The 21,666-nt window shown below is 56.6% G+C and carries 15 protein-coding genes and 1 riboswitch; of the genes, 3 read left to right on the forward strand and 12 right to left on the reverse strand.

Annotated features, from left to right (window positions below; translation table 11 throughout):
* Nucleotides 1-58: 58 nt before the first annotated feature.
* The 4 genes from ACL7TT_RS12635 to ACL7TT_RS12650 form a co-directional block, all read right to left on the reverse strand.
* Nucleotides 59-4,075 carry a translocation/assembly module TamB domain-containing protein gene (locus ACL7TT_RS12635; protein WP_413395870.1) on the reverse strand — a complete coding sequence of 1,339 codons (4,017 nt, stop codon included), beginning with the start codon at nucleotides 4,073-4,075 and terminating at the stop codon, nucleotides 59-61.
* Nucleotides 4,075-5,874: an autotransporter assembly complex protein TamA gene (locus ACL7TT_RS12640; protein WP_413395872.1), complete on the reverse strand. Its 1,800-nt coding sequence runs from the start codon at nucleotides 5,872-5,874 to the stop codon at nucleotides 4,075-4,077. Before ACL7TT_RS12640 ends, ACL7TT_RS12635 begins: the two co-directional genes overlap by 1 nt.
* Nucleotides 5,875-6,077: 203 nt before the next feature.
* Nucleotides 6,078-6,455 (reverse strand): hypothetical protein, encoded by a 378-nt coding sequence (locus tag ACL7TT_RS12645; RefSeq protein ID WP_413395874.1) that lies wholly within the window; start codon nucleotides 6,453-6,455, stop codon nucleotides 6,078-6,080.
* Nucleotides 6,456-6,562: 107 nt separating this feature from the next.
* Nucleotides 6,563-8,542: an acetoacetate--CoA ligase gene (locus ACL7TT_RS12650; RefSeq protein WP_413395876.1), complete on the reverse strand. Its 1,980-nt coding sequence runs from the start codon at nucleotides 8,540-8,542 to the stop codon at nucleotides 6,563-6,565.
* Between the two features lie 169 nt (nucleotides 8,543-8,711).
* On the opposite strand from ACL7TT_RS12650, the gene ACL7TT_RS12655 reads away from it, so the two are divergent.
* The gene (locus tag ACL7TT_RS12655; RefSeq protein ID WP_299946755.1) at nucleotides 8,712-9,590 is read left to right on the forward strand and encodes a LysR family transcriptional regulator; all 879 of its coding nucleotides are present in this window, start codon (nucleotides 8,712-8,714) and stop codon (nucleotides 9,588-9,590) included.
* A gap of 26 nt (nucleotides 9,591-9,616) precedes the next feature.
* On the opposite strand, the gene ACL7TT_RS12660 is transcribed toward ACL7TT_RS12655, so the two are convergent.
* From ACL7TT_RS12660 to thiC, 7 genes are all read right to left on the reverse strand, one after another.
* On the reverse strand, nucleotides 9,617-10,090 hold the full coding sequence (locus tag ACL7TT_RS12660; protein ID WP_299946752.1) for a Dps family protein: 474 nt from the start codon (nucleotides 10,088-10,090) through the stop codon (nucleotides 9,617-9,619).
* 312 nt (nucleotides 10,091-10,402) lie between these two features.
* Complete coding sequence (locus tag ACL7TT_RS12665; RefSeq protein WP_413395879.1) at nucleotides 10,403-11,155, reverse strand: HesA/MoeB/ThiF family protein; 753 nt, start codon at nucleotides 11,153-11,155, stop codon at nucleotides 10,403-10,405.
* Complete coding sequence (gene thiE, locus ACL7TT_RS12670; protein WP_413395881.1) at nucleotides 11,149-12,723, reverse strand: thiamine phosphate synthase; 1,575 nt, start codon at nucleotides 12,721-12,723, stop codon at nucleotides 11,149-11,151. Before thiE ends, ACL7TT_RS12665 begins: the two co-directional genes overlap by 7 nt.
* Nucleotides 12,724-12,730: 7 nt before the next feature.
* Nucleotides 12,731-13,537, reverse strand: a complete 807-nt coding sequence (locus ACL7TT_RS12675) for a thiazole synthase (RefSeq protein ID WP_299946743.1) — start codon at nucleotides 13,535-13,537, stop codon at nucleotides 12,731-12,733.
* A 2-nt stretch (nucleotides 13,538-13,539) separates the two neighbouring features.
* Nucleotides 13,540-13,740 carry a sulfur carrier protein ThiS gene (gene thiS, locus ACL7TT_RS12680; protein ID WP_413395883.1) on the reverse strand — a complete coding sequence of 67 codons (201 nt, stop codon included), beginning with the start codon at nucleotides 13,738-13,740 and terminating at the stop codon, nucleotides 13,540-13,542.
* Entirely contained in the window at nucleotides 13,740-14,813 is a 1,074-nt protein-coding gene (thiO, locus tag ACL7TT_RS12685) for a glycine oxidase ThiO (protein WP_413395885.1), read from the reverse strand. The genes thiS and thiO overlap by 1 nt, the downstream gene beginning before the upstream one ends.
* A gap of 126 nt (nucleotides 14,814-14,939) precedes the next feature.
* On the reverse strand, nucleotides 14,940-16,853 hold the full coding sequence (gene thiC / locus ACL7TT_RS12690) for a phosphomethylpyrimidine synthase ThiC (RefSeq protein WP_413395887.1): 1,914 nt from the start codon (nucleotides 16,851-16,853) through the stop codon (nucleotides 14,940-14,942).
* A gap of 85 nt (nucleotides 16,854-16,938) precedes the next feature.
* Nucleotides 16,939-17,037, reverse strand: a riboswitch (TPP riboswitch).
* A 297-nt stretch (nucleotides 17,038-17,334) separates the two neighbouring features.
* Here thiC and ACL7TT_RS12695 point away from each other — a divergent pair.
* Nucleotides 17,335-18,261: an SGNH/GDSL hydrolase family protein gene (locus ACL7TT_RS12695; RefSeq protein WP_413395888.1), complete on the forward strand. Its 927-nt coding sequence runs from the start codon at nucleotides 17,335-17,337 to the stop codon at nucleotides 18,259-18,261.
* Nucleotides 18,262-18,379: 118 nt separating this feature from the next.
* On the opposite strand, the gene ACL7TT_RS12700 is transcribed toward ACL7TT_RS12695, so the two are convergent.
* Complete coding sequence (locus ACL7TT_RS12700; RefSeq protein WP_413395889.1) at nucleotides 18,380-19,930, reverse strand: thioredoxin domain-containing protein; 1,551 nt, start codon at nucleotides 19,928-19,930, stop codon at nucleotides 18,380-18,382.
* An 863-nt stretch (nucleotides 19,931-20,793) separates the two neighbouring features.
* Here ACL7TT_RS12700 and ACL7TT_RS12705 point away from each other — a divergent pair.
* Complete coding sequence (locus tag ACL7TT_RS12705) at nucleotides 20,794-21,039, forward strand: hypothetical protein (RefSeq protein WP_413395890.1); 246 nt, start codon at nucleotides 20,794-20,796, stop codon at nucleotides 21,037-21,039.
* Nucleotides 21,040-21,666: the final 627 nt, after the last annotated feature.

Here is a 21,666-nt window from a genome sequence, read left to right on the forward strand (position 1 = left end):
CCAGTTGGTATCCAGGAATGTACCCGTCTTTTACCCCCTATCAAAGCGGCTTGCAGATTTAATACTCCTTTTTCCAGTGTAACTCCACACTGCCAGATCCACTGTCACCTTCATCCGCGGTTTGGAATTGCAGGTTGAGATTATCCCGTAATTCTATTTGCATCTCCGCCTGCCAGGGGCTGAGGGGATCGGTACTGCGTTGCAGCTCCACATATATCCGGTTGGTGATATATTTGCCCAAGCTCAGGGCGTACGCATCCCCCTCGTCGCTGTCTTCCTGCTCAATATCGAGCGTATCGAGTCGCAACAGTTCGCGGGTTTTGGCCACCGGGTCCAACACTGTGCGCCCGGTCTGTAAGCTCCGCACAACACTCACCAGACGGACGGCCTGTAGCGGCAAAATATTCGACAGGGATTTGCCAAAGAGTAATTGTGCCAGTATCTCGTCCTGAGAAGCCGCTGGATTGGAACTGAAGGTGATATCCAAGTCTGTGGCACTACCGGAAATCTGCGCGGTAATTTCCCCATCGCTGTACTCATACACCCCCGCCACTGAGACAGCCACTGCATTATTTTCGAAGCGGATTTCCCCTTCCTGCAAATCAAATTTCTTACCGAGCAAATCAAAACTGCCGCGCACAATGGTCAACGCTCCCGACGCCGCTGGCCTAGCGGCAGTGCCGTGGATATCCACCAGACCGCTCAGCTGTGAATTGAGCCCGAGGCCGCGCACATAGGATTGCTGATCCAGCACCACCTCGATGCCCAGGCCGATCCTGCGCAATAGCGACACCGAAGGCGTCACCCGGGCTCCGCCCGCCTGAATCTCCACCACCTGTATTTCCGGTATACTGCTGCCGATCCACTGCTCTATCTGTAGCGACAGGGGGCGCAGAACAAGGCGGCCTCGCATCGCCGCATCCTCCGTCGTACCTGACAGAGCCACATTGCCAGATATAGCACCGCGCACTGCCGGGGTATTGAGCAGATGGGCACGCGCCAAGTGCAAAACCAGATTGAACTCTGGCGGCGCCCCCACAGGCAATAGCACCGCACCGTCGAGATGGATTGTCCCCCCGTCACCATCAGTGGCACTGCCGCGTTCAATACGCCACTGCCCCGGAAGCAGGCGGACATAAAAATCGATATTGGCAATGCGGGTATGGGTCGGGCGATGTTCGTAACTACCAGCACGCATTTCTATCGCCCCGGTCAGGTTGGGATGCGCAAAAGTCCCCTTGCTATCCACGGTAAAATGCACAAGACCGCGTACATTGTGCACCCTTGGATCGATAAACTCCCCCACCACAGACAAATTTGCAGTGCCCCCACCAGTCAATAGCAAAGGCATCGCATCCGGGGCGCTCTCCACCGGGTTATTGGAGAACAGGTGGGCAAAAATGGGCGTAATCTCCAGTTTCGCCCTGCTGTCAATCGCCTGGCGACCGCCGTGCTCCCCAGTCAGGTTTATCGACAATGCGCCCTCTTGAGTACCCCACTCCAGCAACAGTGTGAATGGCTGTGCCCGTATGCGCCCCTGCGCTCGTCCTGGCGCCTCCCCGCTGATACGCAACTCCCCCTGCAACTGTGGATTCTGCGGGCTGCCGTTAATAGCGGCAAACAAGCTGATATCACCGCGTTCGGGCATATCCACCGATATCCTCGGCGAGAGGTCGGCAAGCGCTGCCCTGCCCTGTAGCTGAAAATCCAGTCGCTGCTTATTCAGGCTGCCATGGGCGGAGAGCTGGTTGCGACCCGCCCACAACAATTCCAAACCATTCAGAATCCAGCGGTTATCGGCGTAGTCCAGCTGGCCCTGCAATTGCCAGGGCTCCCGGCTATAGTCCCCCTGGGCGAAAACAGTGCCCCGCACTTGCGGATAAGACAGAGCCCCCTGAATTTCACCATCCAGGCTCAATGCGCCTTTGAGGGTATCGGGCAGGGTCAGGCCCACAACACCTACCAGAGAAATTGGCAGGTTGCGCGCACTGAGGTTGACGTCGATGCGACCCTGCATGGGTTCGATGACCCCTTCGGCTTCCAGCAGAGCCATTCCCTCCCGCTCCAGGCGCTGTGCCTCCTCGACCAAAGACATCAATGGGTTCTGGCCCTGGGCGGACTGCCTGAAACCCTTCTGCAAACCCGGCATTGTGGCGGGCATCTGTGCGCCGGGGGACTGCCCCTGGTCGAAATGATGCACTGTGTCATTGGCGAACACCTCAAGGCGGAACCCTTTGAGATCAATCTTTTCCAGATTACCGGTGGCATCGCCTTTCAGGGTGTAGTCATACGCGTGGATTCGACCCCCGGACTCCAGACTGGCGCTGACGTACGGGTTGGACCAGGGGCCCTGTACCGCGACTGCCCCTTGCATGCTGACGGTCATGTCCTCGGCCAAAACCAAGCCGAGGTCGTGCCCGGGGTCGAGGGCGCGCAGGTCAATTTCGAGTTGCACATTCAGCGCTTTAGCTTCAATCCCGATGGTGCCGCCGCCGTGGATATTCAGTTTGTTCCCCACCAAAGCGAGATCCCTGATGATCAGTTCCCGCCGATTGCCATGCACCCCGATATGCAGTTCACTGTGTAGATTGCGGTATACAGCGGCAACCCTCAAAACCCCCTCCAGGTCGGGGTTTTGCCAGGGCCCCTGCGCCGTGACCTGCAACTGGTGCAGGCTGGCGGATAATCCCGCCGGTATTTCCACCCTGTCCGTATAGGGCAATGCAGCCATCAATCGACGCATTTCCTCCACAGCCAGCTCCGGTACGACAGCGGTCAGGTTCAGGGTTTTGCTTGTGGTATCAACCTGTCCTGTTGTCACCATGCGGGCGCCTGCAAAGCTCAGCTGCACTGATTCCAACTGGATAGTGCCCCGCCGGGTACTCACCCGGCCAGTCAGGCCCAAAGGCTGTTCCCGATAGCGGCTGCGCAATTGCAGTTGGCCGGTGACATCGGGCTGCATCCCTGCGCCGGTCAGTTTGAGATCGGCACTCAACCAGCCGCTGTGCAACACGTCCTGCCAGGGGCGCGAGAGCGTGACCGGCAAACGGTTGAGGTGCAGGTGCGCAGAAATATTTTCGGTGCTGAAGCTGCCGGTAAGGCTGTTGCGCCTGCCGTCAACGTATAACAGGATACCCTCGGTGCTCATTCGCCAGGGGGAGCGGCTGATTGCCAGACTGCCGGTTAAGCCCAGTTTGTGCCGGGAGAAAGGGGTGGTGAAGGACTCGATATCAACCTGTAACTGCTCGTCGCGCCTGCGCAGGGAAACCACACCGCTGGCATTGAGCTGCTGCTGCCCGGGCAGGTGTAACCGGCGGCTGACAAATCCCCGCGCATTTTCATGGACGGAGAAATCCAGTACAAACCGGCCCGACGGCTGCTCCCGTCCCTTCGCAATCAATTGCAACTTACCGTCGTTGAATGCTCGCACGACCAACTGTAACTGCGCGGGCTGGCCTTCCCATTGGTACAGGGCGCTGGCGTGCACGGAAACTGCGGGAATTTCAGCTATTTTGCTGTGTATCAGCTGCACCCGCCCACACTGTAATTGCCCCAGACGCACGCCCGGCAGCAGAGAGTCCCAGGCCTCAACCTTATCGGGATCACGCTCCAACCCCGCAGTCTGAACAGTGTCCTGCCCGGTCTGGGTCAGTTTGAGTAATTCAGTCAGTACATCGAGATTGATCAGAAGGTTTTTGGCAGCGATGCGCTCAATGTCAATCGGGTCACGGGAAAAGCGCTGTAGCTTTAATTCCAACTGGTGCGCCTCGGCGAGGGTCTTGCGTTTGAACTCTATCCTGAGGCGATCGACAAACCAGGCCCCCAGGCTTTCACTGCGCATCCCTTCGGCCTCGATACGGAGACCCGCAATCACCTGCTCCGCACCGTAAAAAGCACCGCGGGTCAAGCTGACCCTACCGTGCTCCGTGCCCAGGAGATATCCCAATGGCAACAGGATCAAGAGGCACAAGCCCGCCACCTGAACACCCCTGGTACCAAGCGCATGCTGCAGTCCGCGCAGTAATGCCCACAAGCCACGGGCGAATCCAACAACGGTCGCGCGTAACTGTGGCATCAAAATGCCTGCCCCAAGCTGATATACACCTGGTAGCTGTCATCCACACCATCGCGACGGTCCAGGGGAAATGCCAAGTCAAAGCGAATGGGCGCGAAAGAAGTAATATAACGCACACCAAAACCCACACCCCAAAACAGGTTGGAAAAATTCGGGCTCGGGTTCTCGTAGGCATTGCCTCCATCGAGGAACACTACCCCGCCCCAGGTTTCACTAAAGTGAAAGCGCCCTTCGAGTGAGAGCTCACTGAGCCCCCGACCACCGATGGGATCGGACAGCGTTTCGCGTCCATCGGCCCCAATCTCAACAATTCTCGGTCCCAGTTCCTGATAACCGTAGCCGCGAACCGAGCCACCGCCGCCGGCATAGAAACGCTCATCGGCGGGCAATTCCAAATTGGAGGCGCCGACAATAGCCCCCATTTTAAGCCGCACTGCCAGAGTCGGCTGATAGCGCGCCGCATTCGCCGTTTTATAAGCGGTGACCTGCAGGATATTTTTCAAAAAGGCACTGCTGTTATTATTCAAATCCAGGTAGGGTTTTATCTCCAAAGCGGTAATGGCACCACGGCGTGCATCCAGGGGTTTATCGGTGGTGTTCAGCTTGTATCCCAAAGGGAATGCCAGCAAACGGTAATTCTCATCCTGCCCCTCCTCTTCAAGGGTGAGACCCGCTTGCTCATCCACGCGGCTGAATTTCAGCTCCGCCCCGGCACTCACGGTGCGGTGCTTACTGAGCTTGCGCGATACCTTAGCGCCCAGTGTAACCGCCTTGGCGTGATAGGAGTCTACATCTTCACCGGTCAGAGCGAGACTTGCAGTCAAGCGCTGTCGGTCCCGGAGAAAGCGCGGCAGAGTCAATTTACCTTTCAGTGACTGTTTCACCCGATTGATTTTGCTCTCTATCTCGAATTTTTCCCCGCGGTGAAATACATTGCGATGTTCCCAACTGGCAGATATCCCCGTGCCCTCATCAGAGGTGTAGCCCACCCCCAGAGTTATGGTGCGGTGATTGCGCTCTTGCACAATAAAAGTGATATTCACCAGTCCATTGTGGGGCTCCGACACCACACTGGTGACATTGGCAATCAATTTGGTGCGCAACAGGCGCAGTTGCGCCGCATCGAGCTGACTGCGATTAAAACAGTCGCCGGGAAGAATACTCAATTGATCCCGCAGGTAATCCTCCGCAATGGAAACCGCCCCCAATATATGCACTGCACCCACCCTGACTTCCGGACTTGGGGCAACGCGATATACCAGCCCCGCGGCGGCTTCCCGGTGCACTATGGTGGCCTGATAACTGACATCCACATTCAGAAGACAGGCGTTTTCATTGATATACCGGGTAACCGCCTGAACCCCCTCTAACACCCCACTGGCCAGAAGCGGGTCTCCAACGGCAATGGGAAGCCCCCTCAAGCCTGAGCGCAAGCCCGGAGGCATTTCGATATCCAAACTTTTTATACGATACTGAGGGCCCGGTGTGACCCGATAGACAATCTCCCCATCCGCCACAGACTCACGCACAGTGGCGTCGTAATAACCCCTGGAGCGCAGCAGTTTTTCGAGATTGCCGCGCTCGTAGCGGGCAATATCGCGGGGGTCCTCATAACTCTGCAAGGTACTGCTGTTTTCCCGCAACGCTTCCAGTGCCTGACGCAAGCTACCCTGCAGGGTGGAGTCCCCCTGCACACGCAGGGCAAATCCCGGCAACTGGTTGAAAAACGGATTGGCAACCGTCCCCTGCGAGGGCAGCAATACACAACCGACGAGCAAAGAGACAAAGAGAATTCGCAAAATAGTGATCCGTTCTCTACAGCGGTGACTCCGCAAAGCACGGGGTATCCGCCCCGCCACTTCCGATTTCTCTCCGCTAGAGGAATCCGGTAGGGGAAATAGAGGGTAATAAACTGGCAGCGGGAATCAATGCCGCCGCCAGCCGGCGGCAAACAGGTAGGAAGCGCTCTTTATCCGCCGGATACAGTGATTTCCAGACGGGTTTATGGCTGGGTGGTACTGGGGCCGCCAAGCAACGGATTGCAGTCCTGAATAATCACCCGTCCCTCGAGAATATTTCCTCTGGAGTACTCAGTGAAAATACATTGATTGGTGTTGGGATCGTAGTTTTCGATCCATAGGTTGTCCTCTTTCCAGGTAGCCCCAATATGCCGATACCCCTCCGGCACAGAGATTCGCATAACGCCGCCAAAGCGTTTCACAAACACCTGCTCGTAGTGGAAATAATAGGCCAGCCATCCAGCCAGAAAGAACACCGCGGCCACGATAGCGCCTATTTTCAGGCTGCCCATACGGCTGCCCAGATAAAGAGAGAGAATAACCAGGGCGATAACCGCCGCCCAGTAGAGATAGGTAACCATGTCTGTTCTTTTTCCGTAACTATTGTGTATAACCCTTGGGCAAGGGTAGCGCAGAACCGGTGCAAACAAAATGGCGCCCGCTCAACCGCCCCTGTCCCCACAAAGCTTCAATCTTCCGCCAGCGCCGGCAACTGCACGAATAACTCCAGCGCCTCGGGGTTGGCCAGTGCCTCCCTATTCTTCACTGCCTGGCCGTGCACCACATTGCGCACTGCCAATTCAACAATTTTTCCGCTGATGGTGCGGGGAATATCCGCCACCTGAACCACCTTGGCCGGTACATGGCGGGGCGTGGTGTTGGCGCGAATGGTAGTGCGGATTTTCTGTATCAGCGCCTCATCCAATTGCACACCATTGCGCAGCACCACAAACAGTACCACGCGCACATCGTCGTGCCACTGCTGGCCAATGCAGATACTGTCGAGCACCTCCTCCACTTTTTCCACCTGGCGATAGATCTCTGCAGTACCAATGCGCACACCACCGGGATTGAGCACCGCATCAGAGCGCCCATAAATAATCACACCACCGTGTTCTGTGATCTCCGCGTAGTCTCCATGGGCCCAGACGCCGGGCCAGTGCTCGAAGTAGGCGCTGCGGTATTTTACCCCTTCGGCATCATTCCAAAAACCAATCGGCATACAGGGGAAAGACCGGGCACACACCAGCTCGCCCTTTTCAGCGGTCACCGCTTTACCCTTGTCGTTCCAGACTTCCACCGCCATGCCCAGGCCGCGGCACTGCAGCTCGCCCGCGAAGACCGGCAGGGACGGGTTGCCAAGGGCAAAGCAGGAAATGATGTCGGTGCCACCAGAAATGGAAGACAAACAAAGGTCTCCCTTGATCTCCCGATACACATAGCGAAAGCCCTCGTGGGCCAGGGGGGAACCGGTGGACAGCAGTGCGCGAAGCTTTTCCAGCCTGTGGCTCTCCCGCGGTTTACAGCCACTCTTCTCCAGCGCGGCAATATATTTGGCACTGGTGCCGAATACGCTGATGCCCTCTTCATCCGCCATATCCCACAGGCACTTTGCCCCCGGGTAAAACGGCGAACCGTCAAACAGCACCAGGGTCGCACCGGAGGCGAGGCCACTCACCAGCCAGTTCCACATCATCCAGCCGCAGGTGGTGAAGTAGAACAGCGTGTCCTCGCGCCGCAGATCGCAGTGCAGACGGTGCTCTTTCAGGTGCTGTAACAGGGTGCCGCCGGCACCATGCACAATACACTTGGGGACACCGGTGGTACCGGAGGAGTACATGATATACAGGGGGTGATCGAAGCCGGTCTGCACAAAGGCGAGCTTGGACTCGGGCGCCGCAGTTTCAAACTCCTGAAGTAGCACGGCCTTATCCACGGGCCGCGCAGCCAGCACCCCAGCCGTCTGCTCTTGAGTGCGGGCGACGGGTACCACCACCAGTTTTTCGATGGAATCGATACGGGCAACAATTTCCCGCAACCGCGGCAGGGAGTCAATCACCTTGCCATTGTAGAAATACCCCTCGCAGGCAAACAGCACTTTTGGCTCCACCTGCCCGAAGCGGTCAAATACCCCATGGATACCGAAATCCGGGGAGCAGGAGGTCCAGATGGCACCGAGGCTGGTGGTGGCCAGCATCGCCACCACGGTATCGATGACATTGGGCATAAAGCCTGCCACACGATCCCCCTGCACCACACCCTGACCAGCCAGAGCGGCGGCGAGGCGCTCTACCCGCCGGTATAGCTCTGCATAGCTGAGCTGGCGGCGGCCGCCGTTTTCAAGGCGCTCAACCAGGGCCGGCTTGTCATCGCGAAAGCGCAGCAGGTTCTCGGCAAAGTTGAGCCGGGCACCGGGAAACCACCAGGCTCCCGGCATGCCGTCGGACCCGAGCACCGCATCCCCGCGCGCGCTGGCGAGCACCCCGGTGAAATCCCACAGGTCGCTCCAGAAAGTCTCGCGCGCCTCCACCGACCACCGGTAGAGCGCACTGTAATCACTCAGTTTCAGCTGGTGTCTCTCATTGACCCAGCGGCGAAACGCTTCCATCTGGGTGGCGGCAATGGCCTCGGGGCTCGGTTGCCAAAGGGGTTGTGCGGTGTCCTTCATCTCAGCAGACCTTATGCATTCACAATGCTCAGCGTTTGTTCGCGTTTCGTTCAGCGCGAAAGCAGCCATCATGCCTTGCCCGGCAGATTTAAACTATTTTAATCTTATAATGGTTTATTAAAAAATATTAAAGTCCCCTCGAGGTTGCTCGGGGTGGTCTGGAGTCTCCGTGAGCGCAACCATCAAGCAACTGCGCGCCTTTACGGCCGTGGCGCGCAGCCGCAGCCTGGCTGAGGCCAGCGCGCAGTTGCACCTCTCCCAGCCGGCCCTGTCTGTGGCTATTCGCAATCTGGAAGCTACCGCCGGTGGTCCCCTGTTCAGCCGCGATGGCCGCCAGCTGGTCCTGACACCCGAGGGACGGGAATTTCTCTCCCGTGCCGAGCAGTTGCTGCACAGTTGGGACCAGTCTCTGGATGCCATACAGCAGCGTTTTCGCCTCCAGCGCGGACAGCTACAGCTGGCGGTGATTCCGGCTTTTGCCCTGAACCGGCTGCCAACACTACTGGCGAAATTCCACCGGGAGCATCCGCGCATCGATATTGTTCTGGAGGATGTGGTGATGGAACGGGTGGTGCAGTCTGTGCAAGAGGGTCGCGCTGAACTGGGGATCTGTTTTCGCCCGGACGATTTGGGCGGTATGGTGTTCATCCCTTTCGAGCGCGACCGGTTTATCGCCGTAACGCCAGCGGTACATCCACTGGCCGGGAAGAGTGCTTTGCAGTGGCGCGACCTGGCCGCGCACCCGTTTATCGCAATGAACCGGGGATCGGCTGTGCGTCGCTGGACAGAGGAAGCCTTTACGCGCTGTGGCCAGGCCGCCCGCTATATTTGTGAGGCCAATCAGCTCAGCACAATCGGGCAACTGGTCCGCGCGGGGCTGGGCGTCAGTGCCGTACCGCGCCTATGTGCGGCCCAGATGCAGGAATACGGCTTGCATTGCCACACCCTGTCGGCACCCATGGTCTCCCAGGATGTGGGCGTCCTCCTGAAGGGCCGCGGCAGCCTCTCGGCACCGGCGCAAGCCTTTTTGCAGTTAGTCAGTGGCTGATTGTCACAGCGGCACAGGCAGGGAGATCATTTGCTGCTGGTCGCCCGCAGCATCCAGGCCGTTTTCTCATGCACCCGCATGCGGTCCGACACCAGCGCGATGGTGGATTCATCATCCCCCTTCTGGGCAGACTTGAGCACATCACGACAGGTTTTAATCACCCGTTCGTGGCCTTTGGTCAGGATTTTCACCATATCCTCCGCAGCAGGAATTTCCACAATTTCCTCGATGGAACTCAACTGGGCAAATGCCTGGTAAGTGCCGGGAGCGGCAACCCCCAGGGTGCGGATGCGCTCGGCAATATCGTCGACGGCATCAGCCAGTTCGGTGTACTGCTCCTCGAACATCAGGTGTAACTCCCGAAACAGAGGCCCTGTGACATTCCAGTGGAAATTATGGGTCTGAAGATACAGTGTGTAACTATCGGCCAGCAGGTGCTTGAGACCAGCGGCAATCTTTTCCCGATCCTTTTCGTCGATTCCAATATCGATTTTCTTCATAACTACGCGCCTCTTGTGCAGATGGAGTTGGCTTGTCTCAAAACCCCTAGTGTATTCAAAAAATCACACGCCCATTGAATCAGGTATCAGACACAGGCATGAAATATGTCCGAATAAAGAGGTGGAGGTTGCCGTAGGGATCCGCTGGTGTACTGGCAAACCCTCTGCCAGAAAGAATATCATGACAGTAAGGACAAGAAATACTTTAATGCCCAAACTTATGTCACCGGGATACCAGGGCAAAGCCCCCTTCATACACCGGCGCTTTGCAATACGGTTTACCTCTGCTCTGCAACCAATTCGCAAGCCGGGTTAATCATTGCCACAGACGGGGCAGTTTTCCTGCCTTTGCAGTTGCAGGGATTGCAGCCCCAGGGTTTCAGCTTCCACCAAGTGCAGTTGATTGAGGCTGGGTACGGGCAGCCCCAGCAACCATTTCATCGCCTCCAGCGCCTGCATACTGCCAACCATTCCCAGCGCCGGACCGATCACACCTGCGCTGGCGCAGTTCTGCACTGCGCTGCGCTTTTGTGGCGGAAACAGACAGGCATAGCAGGGATGCCGGTTTCTGGAAAAATCAAAGCTGATCAGTTGCCCGGAAAATCCCTGCACCGAGGCCATCACCACAGGGCATCGGGCTTCCCGGCAACTGCGGTTGATCACATGGCGGATTTCCAGGTTATCGGTACAGTCGAGGATCAAATCCACCTGACCTGCCTGTTGGCGCAGCCATGGCGCATCGGCCATACGGTTGTGGGGGTGAATTTGTATTGCCGGATTGGCCGCGGTGAGTTGCTGGGCGGCTACCTGCGCTTTGGATTTGCCCAGGTGATTGGTTTTATAGACCACCTGCCGCTGAAGATTGGAAAGATCAATACAGTCGCCGTCCACCAGATGTAATGTGCCAATACCGGCGGCAGCGAGATACAGGGCCGCCGGACTGCCGAGGCCACCGAGGCCAATCACCATCAAGCGCGCGGCAGCCAGCTTTCGCTGTCCTTCTTCCCCGACCTGGGGCAACAGGATCTGACGGCTGTAACGCTGTAATTCCCTGGCACTCAGCATGGCAACCCCGTCGCGGACGCCGCAGGGACCCCGCCCTCTAAAGCGGTGCGCAGCTCTGCTACCGCCTGTACATAATCTTCCGCCTTGGTGATGGCACTGACCACGGCAATACTGCCCACACCGCTGGCGGCAACCTCGGCAACACGCTGCAGGTTGATACCGCCGATCGCTACCAGTGGGTAATCCGGCAGAAGTGCCGCCATACGGGCGAGCTTTTGCGGCCCCTGCAGTTGTCCGGACATGTCTTTGGTACCGGTGGCATAGATAGCGCCGAGCGCCAGGTAGCTTGGGCGATATCGGTAGGCCAGCAACAGTTCGTAAAAGCCATGGGTGCTGATTCCAAGCTTCAGACCCGCCGCCCGGATCGCCGCCAGGTCAGCTGTTTTCAGATCTTCCTGCCCGAGGTGAACCCCGTAAGCGCCGCATTCAATCGCCAACTGCCAGTAGTCGTTAATAAACAGCCGCAGTTGATGGCATTTGCCAATCTCCACGGCACGCGCCACCTGCGCGCGCAGATCGCTGCCGGGATGTTTGATCCGCAGTTGCAGGGTACGCACATCCTGCTCTGCGAGCCGCTGCACCCAATCCACAGAATCCACCACCGGATAGAGCCCCAGTCGGGTACTGTCGGGCATGGCAAAACCCTGCACAAATGTTTGCGCAGCGGCATCGCAATCTAATGCATACGCTTTGGCACGGTCTTCCCCAGGCAGCAGCACCTCGGGAAAATCCCGCAGCTCAAGTGGCCAGCCACAGTGCCCCACCGGCCCCGCACCCGCGCCGATTCGGTCGCTTTCAGCGAGGCGCAGGCCCCGCTGCACATAGGCTTTTCCCAGCACGCAGGCGTCCCGCAGTGGATAGCCCAGCGCTCGGCAGGCGGCAATGGCCGAGGAGAGCGTACAGCCAGTGCCATGGGTGTTGTTGCCCGGTACTGCCCTGCCAATAAACCAATCGGTTTTTTCACCGTCCCAGAGTAAATCGGCGATTTCCCCAGGGCGCAGTTGCGCATGCCCACCGGTGACCAATACCGCGCCGCAACCCTTTGACCGCAATTGCCGCGCGGCGCCATTGAGGGCTGCAGCGTCGGCAAGGGCGCTTTGGCTTAACCACTCCAGTTCGTAGCGGTTGGGGGTAATCAGGTCGCACAGTGGCAGCAGGTGTTCGAGCACTTGTGCCGCGATAGGTTCTTCGGTCAGGCCGGCACCGCTGCTCGCCACCGCAACCGGGTCGTAAATGACCGGGATCGGCCTTACCTGCTTGAGGGCACGCAAGCATTCTGCAACCGCTAATACCTGCCGGGCGTTGGCCAGCAAACCTATCTTGATTGCCGCCGGAAACAAATCCACCTGCAGGGCTTGCAACTGGGCTTTCAGCACCTCTACGGGCACGGCGTTAATCGAGGCAACTGCACAGGTATTTTGTGCGGTGTTGGCAGTGATGGCTGTGCAACCGTGACAGCCCAGATCGGCAAATGTCAGCAGGTCTGCCTGTATACCGGCGCCGCCGCCCGAGTCGCTGCCGGCGATACTCCAGACAATCGGTTTGTTCGTCAAGGCTTCCTCTCGCATCAATAGGTTATCCTTGCGGCAGAGGTTCGCCCTGCTGCCAGAAAGGCATATCCAGTGTGGGGGTACTCGGGCTGGCGGTCTGGCGCTTGAGCATCAGCCCGGCATTGAACGCCGCGCGCCCCGATTCTATGGCGAGTTTAAATGCCCCGGCCATCCCCACCGGGTCCCGGGCCCTGGCAATGGCGGTATTCAACAGCACCGCATCGAAACCCGCTTCCAACGCTTCCGCTGCCTGCGACGGGGCGCCGATGCCAGCGTCGATGATCAATGGCACACCGGGCAGGCGCTCGCGCAGCATGTGCAGATTGTATTTATTCAAAAGCCCCTGGCCCGTGCCGATTGGCGCTCCCCAGGGCATCAGTACTTCGCAGCCGACATCCAGCAACTTTCGGCACAGCACCAGGTCATCGGTGCAATAGGGCAGTACTTTAAAACCCAGATTGACCAGTTCGCGCGCCGCTTCGACCAGGCCAAAGGGGTCCGGTTGCAGGTTGTAGTCATCGCCGATCACTTCCAGTTTGAGCCACTCTGTATGGAAAATCTCCCGCGACATCTTCGCCAGCTCCACCGCCTCGCGCGGCGATTTGCAGCCAGCCGTATTCGGCAGTAACTGGCAACCGGTTTCACGCACATAATCCCAGAATACATTGTCGCGCTGCTGCGCCGGGTTTTGCCGGCGCAGTGACAATGTGATGATTTCTGATGCAGAAGCGCGCACCGACTCCCGCATGATTGCCGGCGATGGATACAGTGCGGTACCCACCAGCAGGCGGCTGTTAAATTCCCGGCCGTAAAGCGCTAACGGATCACTCACACTCACCCCCCCACTACCGGCGCAACAATATCGAGGCGATCATCTTGATGGATGGCGGTTGCGGCATACTCCGTGCGCGGGACAAAGCGGCCATTCACCGCCACGGCGAAGGCCTCGCCGCAATACCCCAACCGCTGCAACAGGGCGGCCAGCGCCACAGAAGAGGCCAGCGTGTGCACTTCACCGTTCACAAAAACCTGCATCAAACCACCTGTAGAAGCTGTTCTGTCACTATCTCTTCCACCTGTTGCACCATTGCCGGTGCCAGCAGGTAACCGTGGCGATAGAGGCCGTTTACACGGATCTGGCCCTGGGCATTGTGTATCAACGGCCTGTTGTCCAACGTGGCGGGGCGGCAGTGTACCCGCGTCTCCACGATCCGCGCTTCGGCGAATGCCGGATTGAGGGAGAAGAGTGCGGAGGACAGCTCCATACTGGAGCGCACGGAAATCGGAGACATGTCCTCACTTTCAATTTCAGTGGCACCAATCACCGTGCGACCGTCACTGCGGGGCACCGCATAGAGACTGTAACGGGGGTGCAGCAGACGCACTGGACGCTGCAAAACCACCTCGTGGGATTCCACCACCATCACTTCACCGCGCACACCGCGCAGCCCTTCAATACCGTCTTTGGCACCGAGACCGCGGCAGTCGATCACACAGTCGAACTGCTCCTCCCCTTCGGTAAAACAAATCCGGTTTTGCTCACAGCGCACTTTCATGCGCTCACGCAGTGCCACACCCTGCTGGCGCAAAGCGCTGAGCAACAGGGGCAAGAGGCGATGGTTGTTGATATCCGCTTCACCCCGTAAGAACAAACCCTGTTCAAAACGCTCCAATGCGGGTTCCAACGCACCCAGTGCCCCGGCGTCCAAAGACTGCACCTGGTCTTTTTCCAGATCACCCAGCTTGGCGTGTAGATCGCGCAGAAATTGTGCCAATTCACTTCTGTCTTTGCCGTGGGCAACCAGCACACTGCCCGCCTGGCGAAATTCCACCGTGCGGCCGGTTTGCTTTTCGAGCTGCTTACTCCAGCCCACCCAAAGTTTAAGGCTCTCAAGCCCCAGGGTATAAATCTCCTTTTCCCCCTGCACCAACTCGGACAGGGGCGAGATCATACCCGCTGCGGCCCAGCAGGCGCCTGCGGGCAAAGACAAATCGCCCGCCTCGAACAGAGTAATATCCAGCTCCCGCCGGGATAAACGCCAAGCGAGCAGGCGGCCCAGCAGGCCGCCCCCGGCAATGGCGATTCTCGCTTTGCTTTCACTAGTCATTGACCACCTGTCGCTCCAATAGCATTTGGGCACCGGCCGGCAGCAATCACCCTGATCACTGCCGCACACCGGGTACCCGTCTTTTCCCGGCAGGGAAACATAGCCCTGAAACCCTGCCCAGTGGACTCATTCGCCCTTGTGGTAAATCTCGCTACCCATGTCCTTAAACTTGATCGCCATTTCTTCCATGCCCTGTTCCGCCTCGCGCTTGGCAGCGTAATCGCGTACGTCCTGGCTAATCTTCATGGAGCAAAACTTGGGGCCGCACATAGAGCAGAAGTGCGCGACCTTGCCGGATTCCTTCGGCAGGGTTTCGTCGTGATAAGACCGCGCCCGCTGCGGATCGAGACCCAGGTTGAACTGATCCTCCCAGCGAAATTCAAAACGGGCTTTGGAGAGGGCGTCATCGCGTTTCTGAGCGCGGGGGTGCCCCTTGGCCAGATCCGCAGCATGCGCGGCAATCTTATAGGCCATCAACCCCTCTTTGACATCCTCTTTATTGGGTAGACCCAGGTGCTCTTTTGGGGTCACATAGCACAGCATGGCGCAGCCATAAGTGCCGATCAGCGCGGCACCGATGCCCGAGGTAATGTGGTCATAGCCGGGGGCGATATCGGTTGTCAAGGGACCCAGGGTGTAGAAAGGCGCACCGTGGCAATGCTTCAGCTGCTCATCCATATTCTCCTTGATTTTATGGATTGCCACATGGCCGGGGCCTTCGATCATAGTCTGTATATCGTGCCTCCAGGCGATTTCGGTCAATTCACCCAGGGTGCGCAGTTCACCGAACTGGGCTTCGTCATTGGCATCGGCAATAGACCCCGGGCGCAGACCGTCACCGAGGCTGAAACTCACATCATAGGCCTTCATAATTTCACAGATTTCCTCAAAGTGGGTGTAGAGGAAATTCTCTTTGTGGTGACTCAGACACCACTTGGCCATAATGGAACCGCCGCGGGATACGATGCCGGTCATGCGCTTGGCAGTGAGCGGCACATAGCGCAGCAGGACCCCGGCGTGGATGGTAAAATAATCCACACCCTGCTCCGCCTGTTCGATCAGGGTGTCCCGATAGACCTCCCAGGTCAGTGCTTCGGCAATGCCATCCACCTTCTCCAGCGCCTGGTAGATGGGCACCGTGCCGATAGGCACCGGCGAATTGCGCAATATCCACTCGCGGGTTTCATGAATATTGGCGCCGGTGGAGAGATCCATCACCGTGTCCGCGCCCCACTTGGTCGACCACACCAGCTTCTCCACCTCCTCTTCGATAGAGGAGGTAATGGCGGAATTGCCGATATTGGCATTCACCTTGCACAGAAAGTTGCGTCCGATAATCATCGGCTCCACTTCCGGGTGGTTGATGTTGGCGGGAATGATCGCGCGGCCCTCTGCCACTTCCCTGCGCACAAATTCCGGAGTGATTTGCTCGGGGATATAAATACCCTCGCGGGCCTTCTGGTATTCCTGCTCCCCTGCGCCACCCTCCTGTTGTGCACGGCCCATATTCTCGCGTACTGCGATATACGCCATTTCCGGCGTGATGATGCCGCGGCGGGCGTAGTGCATCTGCGAAACATTGTTGCCAGCCCTGGCGCGGCGCGGGCCCGGCAGTTTTTCAAAGCGGATATGATCCAGCCCCCGATCCGCCATACGCCCTTGGCTATAGGCTGCCTGCCGGGAACCCAATTGCTCGGTATCATCGCGCGCCTCAATCCAGGCTTGGCGAAACCGGGGCAACCCCGTGCGGACATCCACTTTGACATTGGGGTCTGAGTAGGGGCCGGCAGTGTCATACACCATCAGCGGTGCATTGGGCTCCAGTACCGGATCCTTGTCATCTCCTCCCACAACACTATCACTGAGGTCAATTTGACGGACGCCCACCCGGATATCGACAGTCTCACCTGGCAGGTAGACCTTGCTGGAATTGGGGAAGGACTGAGCGGTAAGGTTTTCCAGGAAGGACTTCGCGGAATCGCGGCTGGCGGCGCGGGAGGACTTCCCGGCTTTCCCAGGCTGCTTGGTATTTTCGGACATGCTTGACCCCGTGGCTTGCAAAAAATAAAGGGCGCAGCGTCCAGGGCAAAAAGTAAGAGAAAAGTCATCCCTGTATAATCCAGCGACGACTTCGGATCTTGTTCCCTACGCGGAAGTTACCCCGATCAGGTTCAACGGATCTCGCAGCAGCGATCTCAGCCCACAGGCGCTCCGACAAGTTGTTGCGCAGTATAGAGGAAGCCATGGGAGAGGAACAAGGTGTGTCTGGTCTGGCGTGTGCGGCGCCTATACCATACCGCGGCAGGTTCAGGCCGCTGATCACCCCCCTGCCATCAGGGCCCTGTCTTACCAAAGCACCAGGCGACAGAATTCCAACGCACTTCAAGTTATTCAAATCTGACCGTTTAGTCCATAGTATTCATAATTCCACATCTCTGACCCTGTTTTACAATCCAGCGCGTTCACCGTAGCAGAAACAACAATAACAACCTTCGACGAAAGTCGGTGTGGGAGAAAAACAATGTGGAATAAGTACGGTGTTATAACAGTGTTAGCGCTAGGTATCCTGTCGGTCGAGCACTCAGTGGCAACCCCCTCCAAAGCCGTCGCCGCCGGTGACAGTATCACCATGGCGTTCGCTGCGGACTGCACGCGCAATACGACTATCTTTGATTTGTTTTGCCTGCTGCAAGGTGATCAGCCCGAACATTCGTGGTTTGATGGGGATGACAATTCGGTTGACAGTGTGCACGACAAATATAAATTGACTTTGCCCAATATAGCCGCGAATAAAAATGCAGCCGAATCCGGTGCCGAGATGCGCAGTGGTGGTGATAACTTTTCAATACAGGCGGATCGCATTCTTGCCCAGAGTACACTCGCGGATCATGTGGAGGTTGTGCTCGGCGGTAACGATATCTGTAACCGGGGGTGTATTGACCCTGCCAATTGCAGTGACCCGCTGTATACCGACAACGAGTGGCGATCGGCTATCCGCGCGGGATTGGATAAGCTGGTCACTGGCCTACCCAATGGCTCCACAATAGTGTTGGGTTCGGTGCCCCGTGTACAGGACCTGCGGGCTGCGGGCCTGGAAAAGCAGAGCGGGGATTCAGGGGTGGACTGTGAAAATGTCTGGTCCACCTTTGGCATCTGCCGTATTGCCACCAATGGCGGCACCTTGAACGGCGAGGATTTTACCACCCGCTATAACGGCATTAGCGCTGTCCAGCGACGTTACAATGCAATACTGGCAGAACAGGCAGAGGGCTATAACGGCACAAATGGCGTAGAGGTTATTGCCGAATATACCGGTGAAGACGAAGTCAATGGCGGTACCTTCCTGTTTGGCAAAGATGATATTGATGGTGGGGATTGTTTCCATCCCAGTATCCAGGGACAAAATATCCTGGCAAATATTATGTGGGATGGAAATCCGGATAAATAGTCATTAACTCTGCCCGGTGAACACTGGGCCCAGCTATTTATCGAAAATTTACTTGTCACCATAATTATGGCAAGCCACTTGATTTGCGGATAAATAGCTGGCCCAGCCTGAGCGAAGCTCAGTCCCTGCCTTGGTCGGGATCTCCTTCAAAGTACCCAAGCTCTTCCACCACATACTGTAAGCGGTACGGCAGCCCCTTGCGCATAAAGGTAACGTCAATGATCTGGCCACTGGTGAGCGCCTCCCACAAGGTATTTTGCCCACTGTGCACCCAGCTGTCATTCACACGCAGTAACACATCATTTTCCTGCAGGCCAAGCCCGTTAAAGAATTCACTGTCTGCAATACCCTCCAGCCGCAACAGGTGATGCCCCTCTACCGCAAGTGCCGCCTCGGTGAATTTTGCTTCCAGCAGTTCGCGCTGGGCCAGTTGTTTGCGCAGCCACGCCTGCCCCAGGGTTAAAACCCCGGATGGTTCGATTAACCTGCCGGTACCGGGCCCCAGAGGCTGCTCAATCCGCTGCCTGGCGGCCTCGCTCTGTTGGTGGGAATCCGTGAGTGGAATATCAGTAGCCATCTCCCCTTTAAGTGGCAGTTTTTCCAGACTGCCATGATGGTCAATGACCGCAAACCTGCGATGAAGCCGTAGCAATGATACGTTTGGCAGCAGTTGCTGCCCCAAGGTAAAATACTGTGCCCGTGTCTGTTCCACCTCAATCAACCCTTTCGAGTTTTCCTCGGCACTCGATTCACTAACCCCCACCAGTGCCAAAGGCAGTGTGGTAAAAGGCAGGTCCCTGTCATTGATTCCATTGGAGTCCCGCCATACATACTTTTCACCTGTTGAGACACCCATGCTGTGCAACTCTCTGTCCACCCAATAAGCGTATTGCTCAAACGTGCGCGACCCCTTGAGATATAACCCGTTAATCAATACCACGGGAACATTTTTCAACCCCAGGTCCATCGCCATCTTTCGGTCTTTCAGAACTTTCGACCTGATGTCCGCATCTTTTATACAGTGCTGAAAGCGGGCTCCATCAAGCTGTAAGCGCTGCGCCAGCGCTAAATAGAGTTTCCCATCAAGCCTGGGTGTTTGCACATATAAAGCATCGTGATACTTCCAGTAGCCGCCCTGCTCTGCCGCACAACGGGCTGCATGAGCGGCTTGTACCCCCTCCTTGTGGAATTTCAGGGGGAAATCCAAGTGCGCCTGCCTTGTCCACCCCCTGTATCGTTCCGCCAACCGCCTCAGCACCGGTTGAATGGATTTACAGTGTGGCGACTGAAAAGAGCAGAATACGGAAATGGTAATTGGGGCCTTGGGATTGCCCCGAAATAGGCGGGATTTGCTGGATAAATCAATGCGGGGGGGCACCGGAACCGGCAAAAGAATTTCCACTGCCTTTTTATGGTTATTTTTATCTGCCAACTCATAAATCCTGCCTACACGCAACCCATACTGCATTTCTGCCAAATCATATAACGCCAGTTGCAGGGCGTTGTCGATCTTCTCAAGGCGGATCTCCTGGCCCGCAATGCGCGCAGCCAGAGGCGATTGGCCGGTATCGGCTGCTCTGGGTGCCGCTTCATAATCCGTACAGGCTGTGAGGCAATAGAAGAGCGCATGGAGCAGGAGTAGCCAAAATAGACCATTTCGCCTCTTCATAGCCTGTACTCTTTTTTTAGTTGTTTCCGCGGATACTAACAACCTGAGTTTACAAGACCCACACAAGGCGACAAACCCTTCCAAAAAATGTGTACTAAGCTATGTTTCATGGTTTCGCAGACGGCGATTCATTCAAACACATCATTCGGATGGTGAAATTTCACCCAGCGATCTCTTATCGAACAAGCCCGGGTTTCCCTGGGAATTGATTGCTAATTCCTTGCTGTACTGCGAATAGCTTTGCCAGCCAGTGGGAAACTACATTTAGTGTCGCCTAAAGCTTCAGATTGATTGACTTTTTTTGCAAAAATCGAATATCGTAGGTCTGCTACCCTAGCGCCCAACCGCCTCACCGGTGCAAGCAAAGAAAAATAAATAAAAAAACAGCGCAACGATCATTATTTATCCCACGAGCGCCCTGTAACCGCAGCGCTCGCGGGAAATCCAATCGCAAAACATTCAAACAAAAAAGGACCGCATCATGACCGCGTAAATGAGAGAAAAACGCCACCTCCCAGTGCTGGAACACCGAGAGATGGCTAACCCCAATAGATAAGATAAGTATCTAGCGAGGCTGTCTTGAATGATACGCCATACACTCGTTCGTCTTCAATCAACGTCTCCCTGAAGACGAGCTTTTCGAGTCACTTTCGCCCTCGGCGGCGGAGTGTGCTGTGGCGTTGCGTGATGATTGGTGTGGTCTTTTACTTCAGCCGCGCACCGCCTCCCTGGCTGCGCACCCTTTATGCAATTTTCCCTTTTCTTTTCCCCACAAGGATCGCACCTGCGGCGAGAGAAACCACGCAAAGCGATGTGCTTTTCCTGCACCTTTCCGCCACAGGTGACTCAAGGAGCCTATAAAGATGCCTATATTACCCTGTCGATTGTTTCAGCCGTTACACCTGGGTGGGTATTTTATCATCACGCCGGTCGCCATCAGAGATAAGGTTGTGGACCTGCACATTGCGCCCGGCAAGGGTAACCGGGTGATACGGGCCGTGCGTTTACTGCAACTGTTGGAAGAAGCCTGGGCGCTGGAGGAGGACCCAACCGATCACCCCCCAGCCATCCTCAGGCCATTCAAGCACCGCCCCAATAAAAAGACATAGCGCTAGGCGGGCACCTCGAAAGCCGTAGCAGCCCCAAGCAGCACGGCAAACCCTTACCTTCTCGTGCGCTTCCTGGGAAGGTAAGCACAGTCAAGACGGCAAGCCTGTACTCTTCTGCTCCGCATTGGTGTCGGCGCAGATGCGCAAGGCTTGATCACTGCAGGCGGCGCTGCCGTGGCTGCACCAGAAAGGTGTGTCAATAGGCAAGGGGGAGAACGCCTGGCGATACGCCTATCTGGAGAGTGGTGCAGTTTTACAGGCAATATGACCAAATACGAGCCGGCATTTCGATCACTGTGACCGTTATTTTCGCAGTGAAGGGCTTATTCCTCCTAAAAGCTAATAAATACAAGGGATTACATTTATTGGTGATTTTTAGGATACTGGCCGTAGTGATCATTATTCCTGGTGGTTCGATAGTACTAAATTATCGTATCAGATTGATTTACAGTAATTTTTTAATAATTTGGCGTGAAAAGAGTTCCTAGATTCAACTTGTAAGTGCATATCTCAATGGAGCTAGAAAAAGCGGCCAGTTGCCCGTAGGCTTCTCGCTTTTTCTCCGGCAAGAGTTATGCAATGAGACACTACAAGCAACTGACCTATGAGCAAAGATGCCAGATTGAG

The sequence above is a fragment of the Microbulbifer jejuensis genome (genome assembly GCF_047289955.1).
GTDB lineage: Bacteria > Pseudomonadota > Gammaproteobacteria > Pseudomonadales > Cellvibrionaceae > Microbulbifer.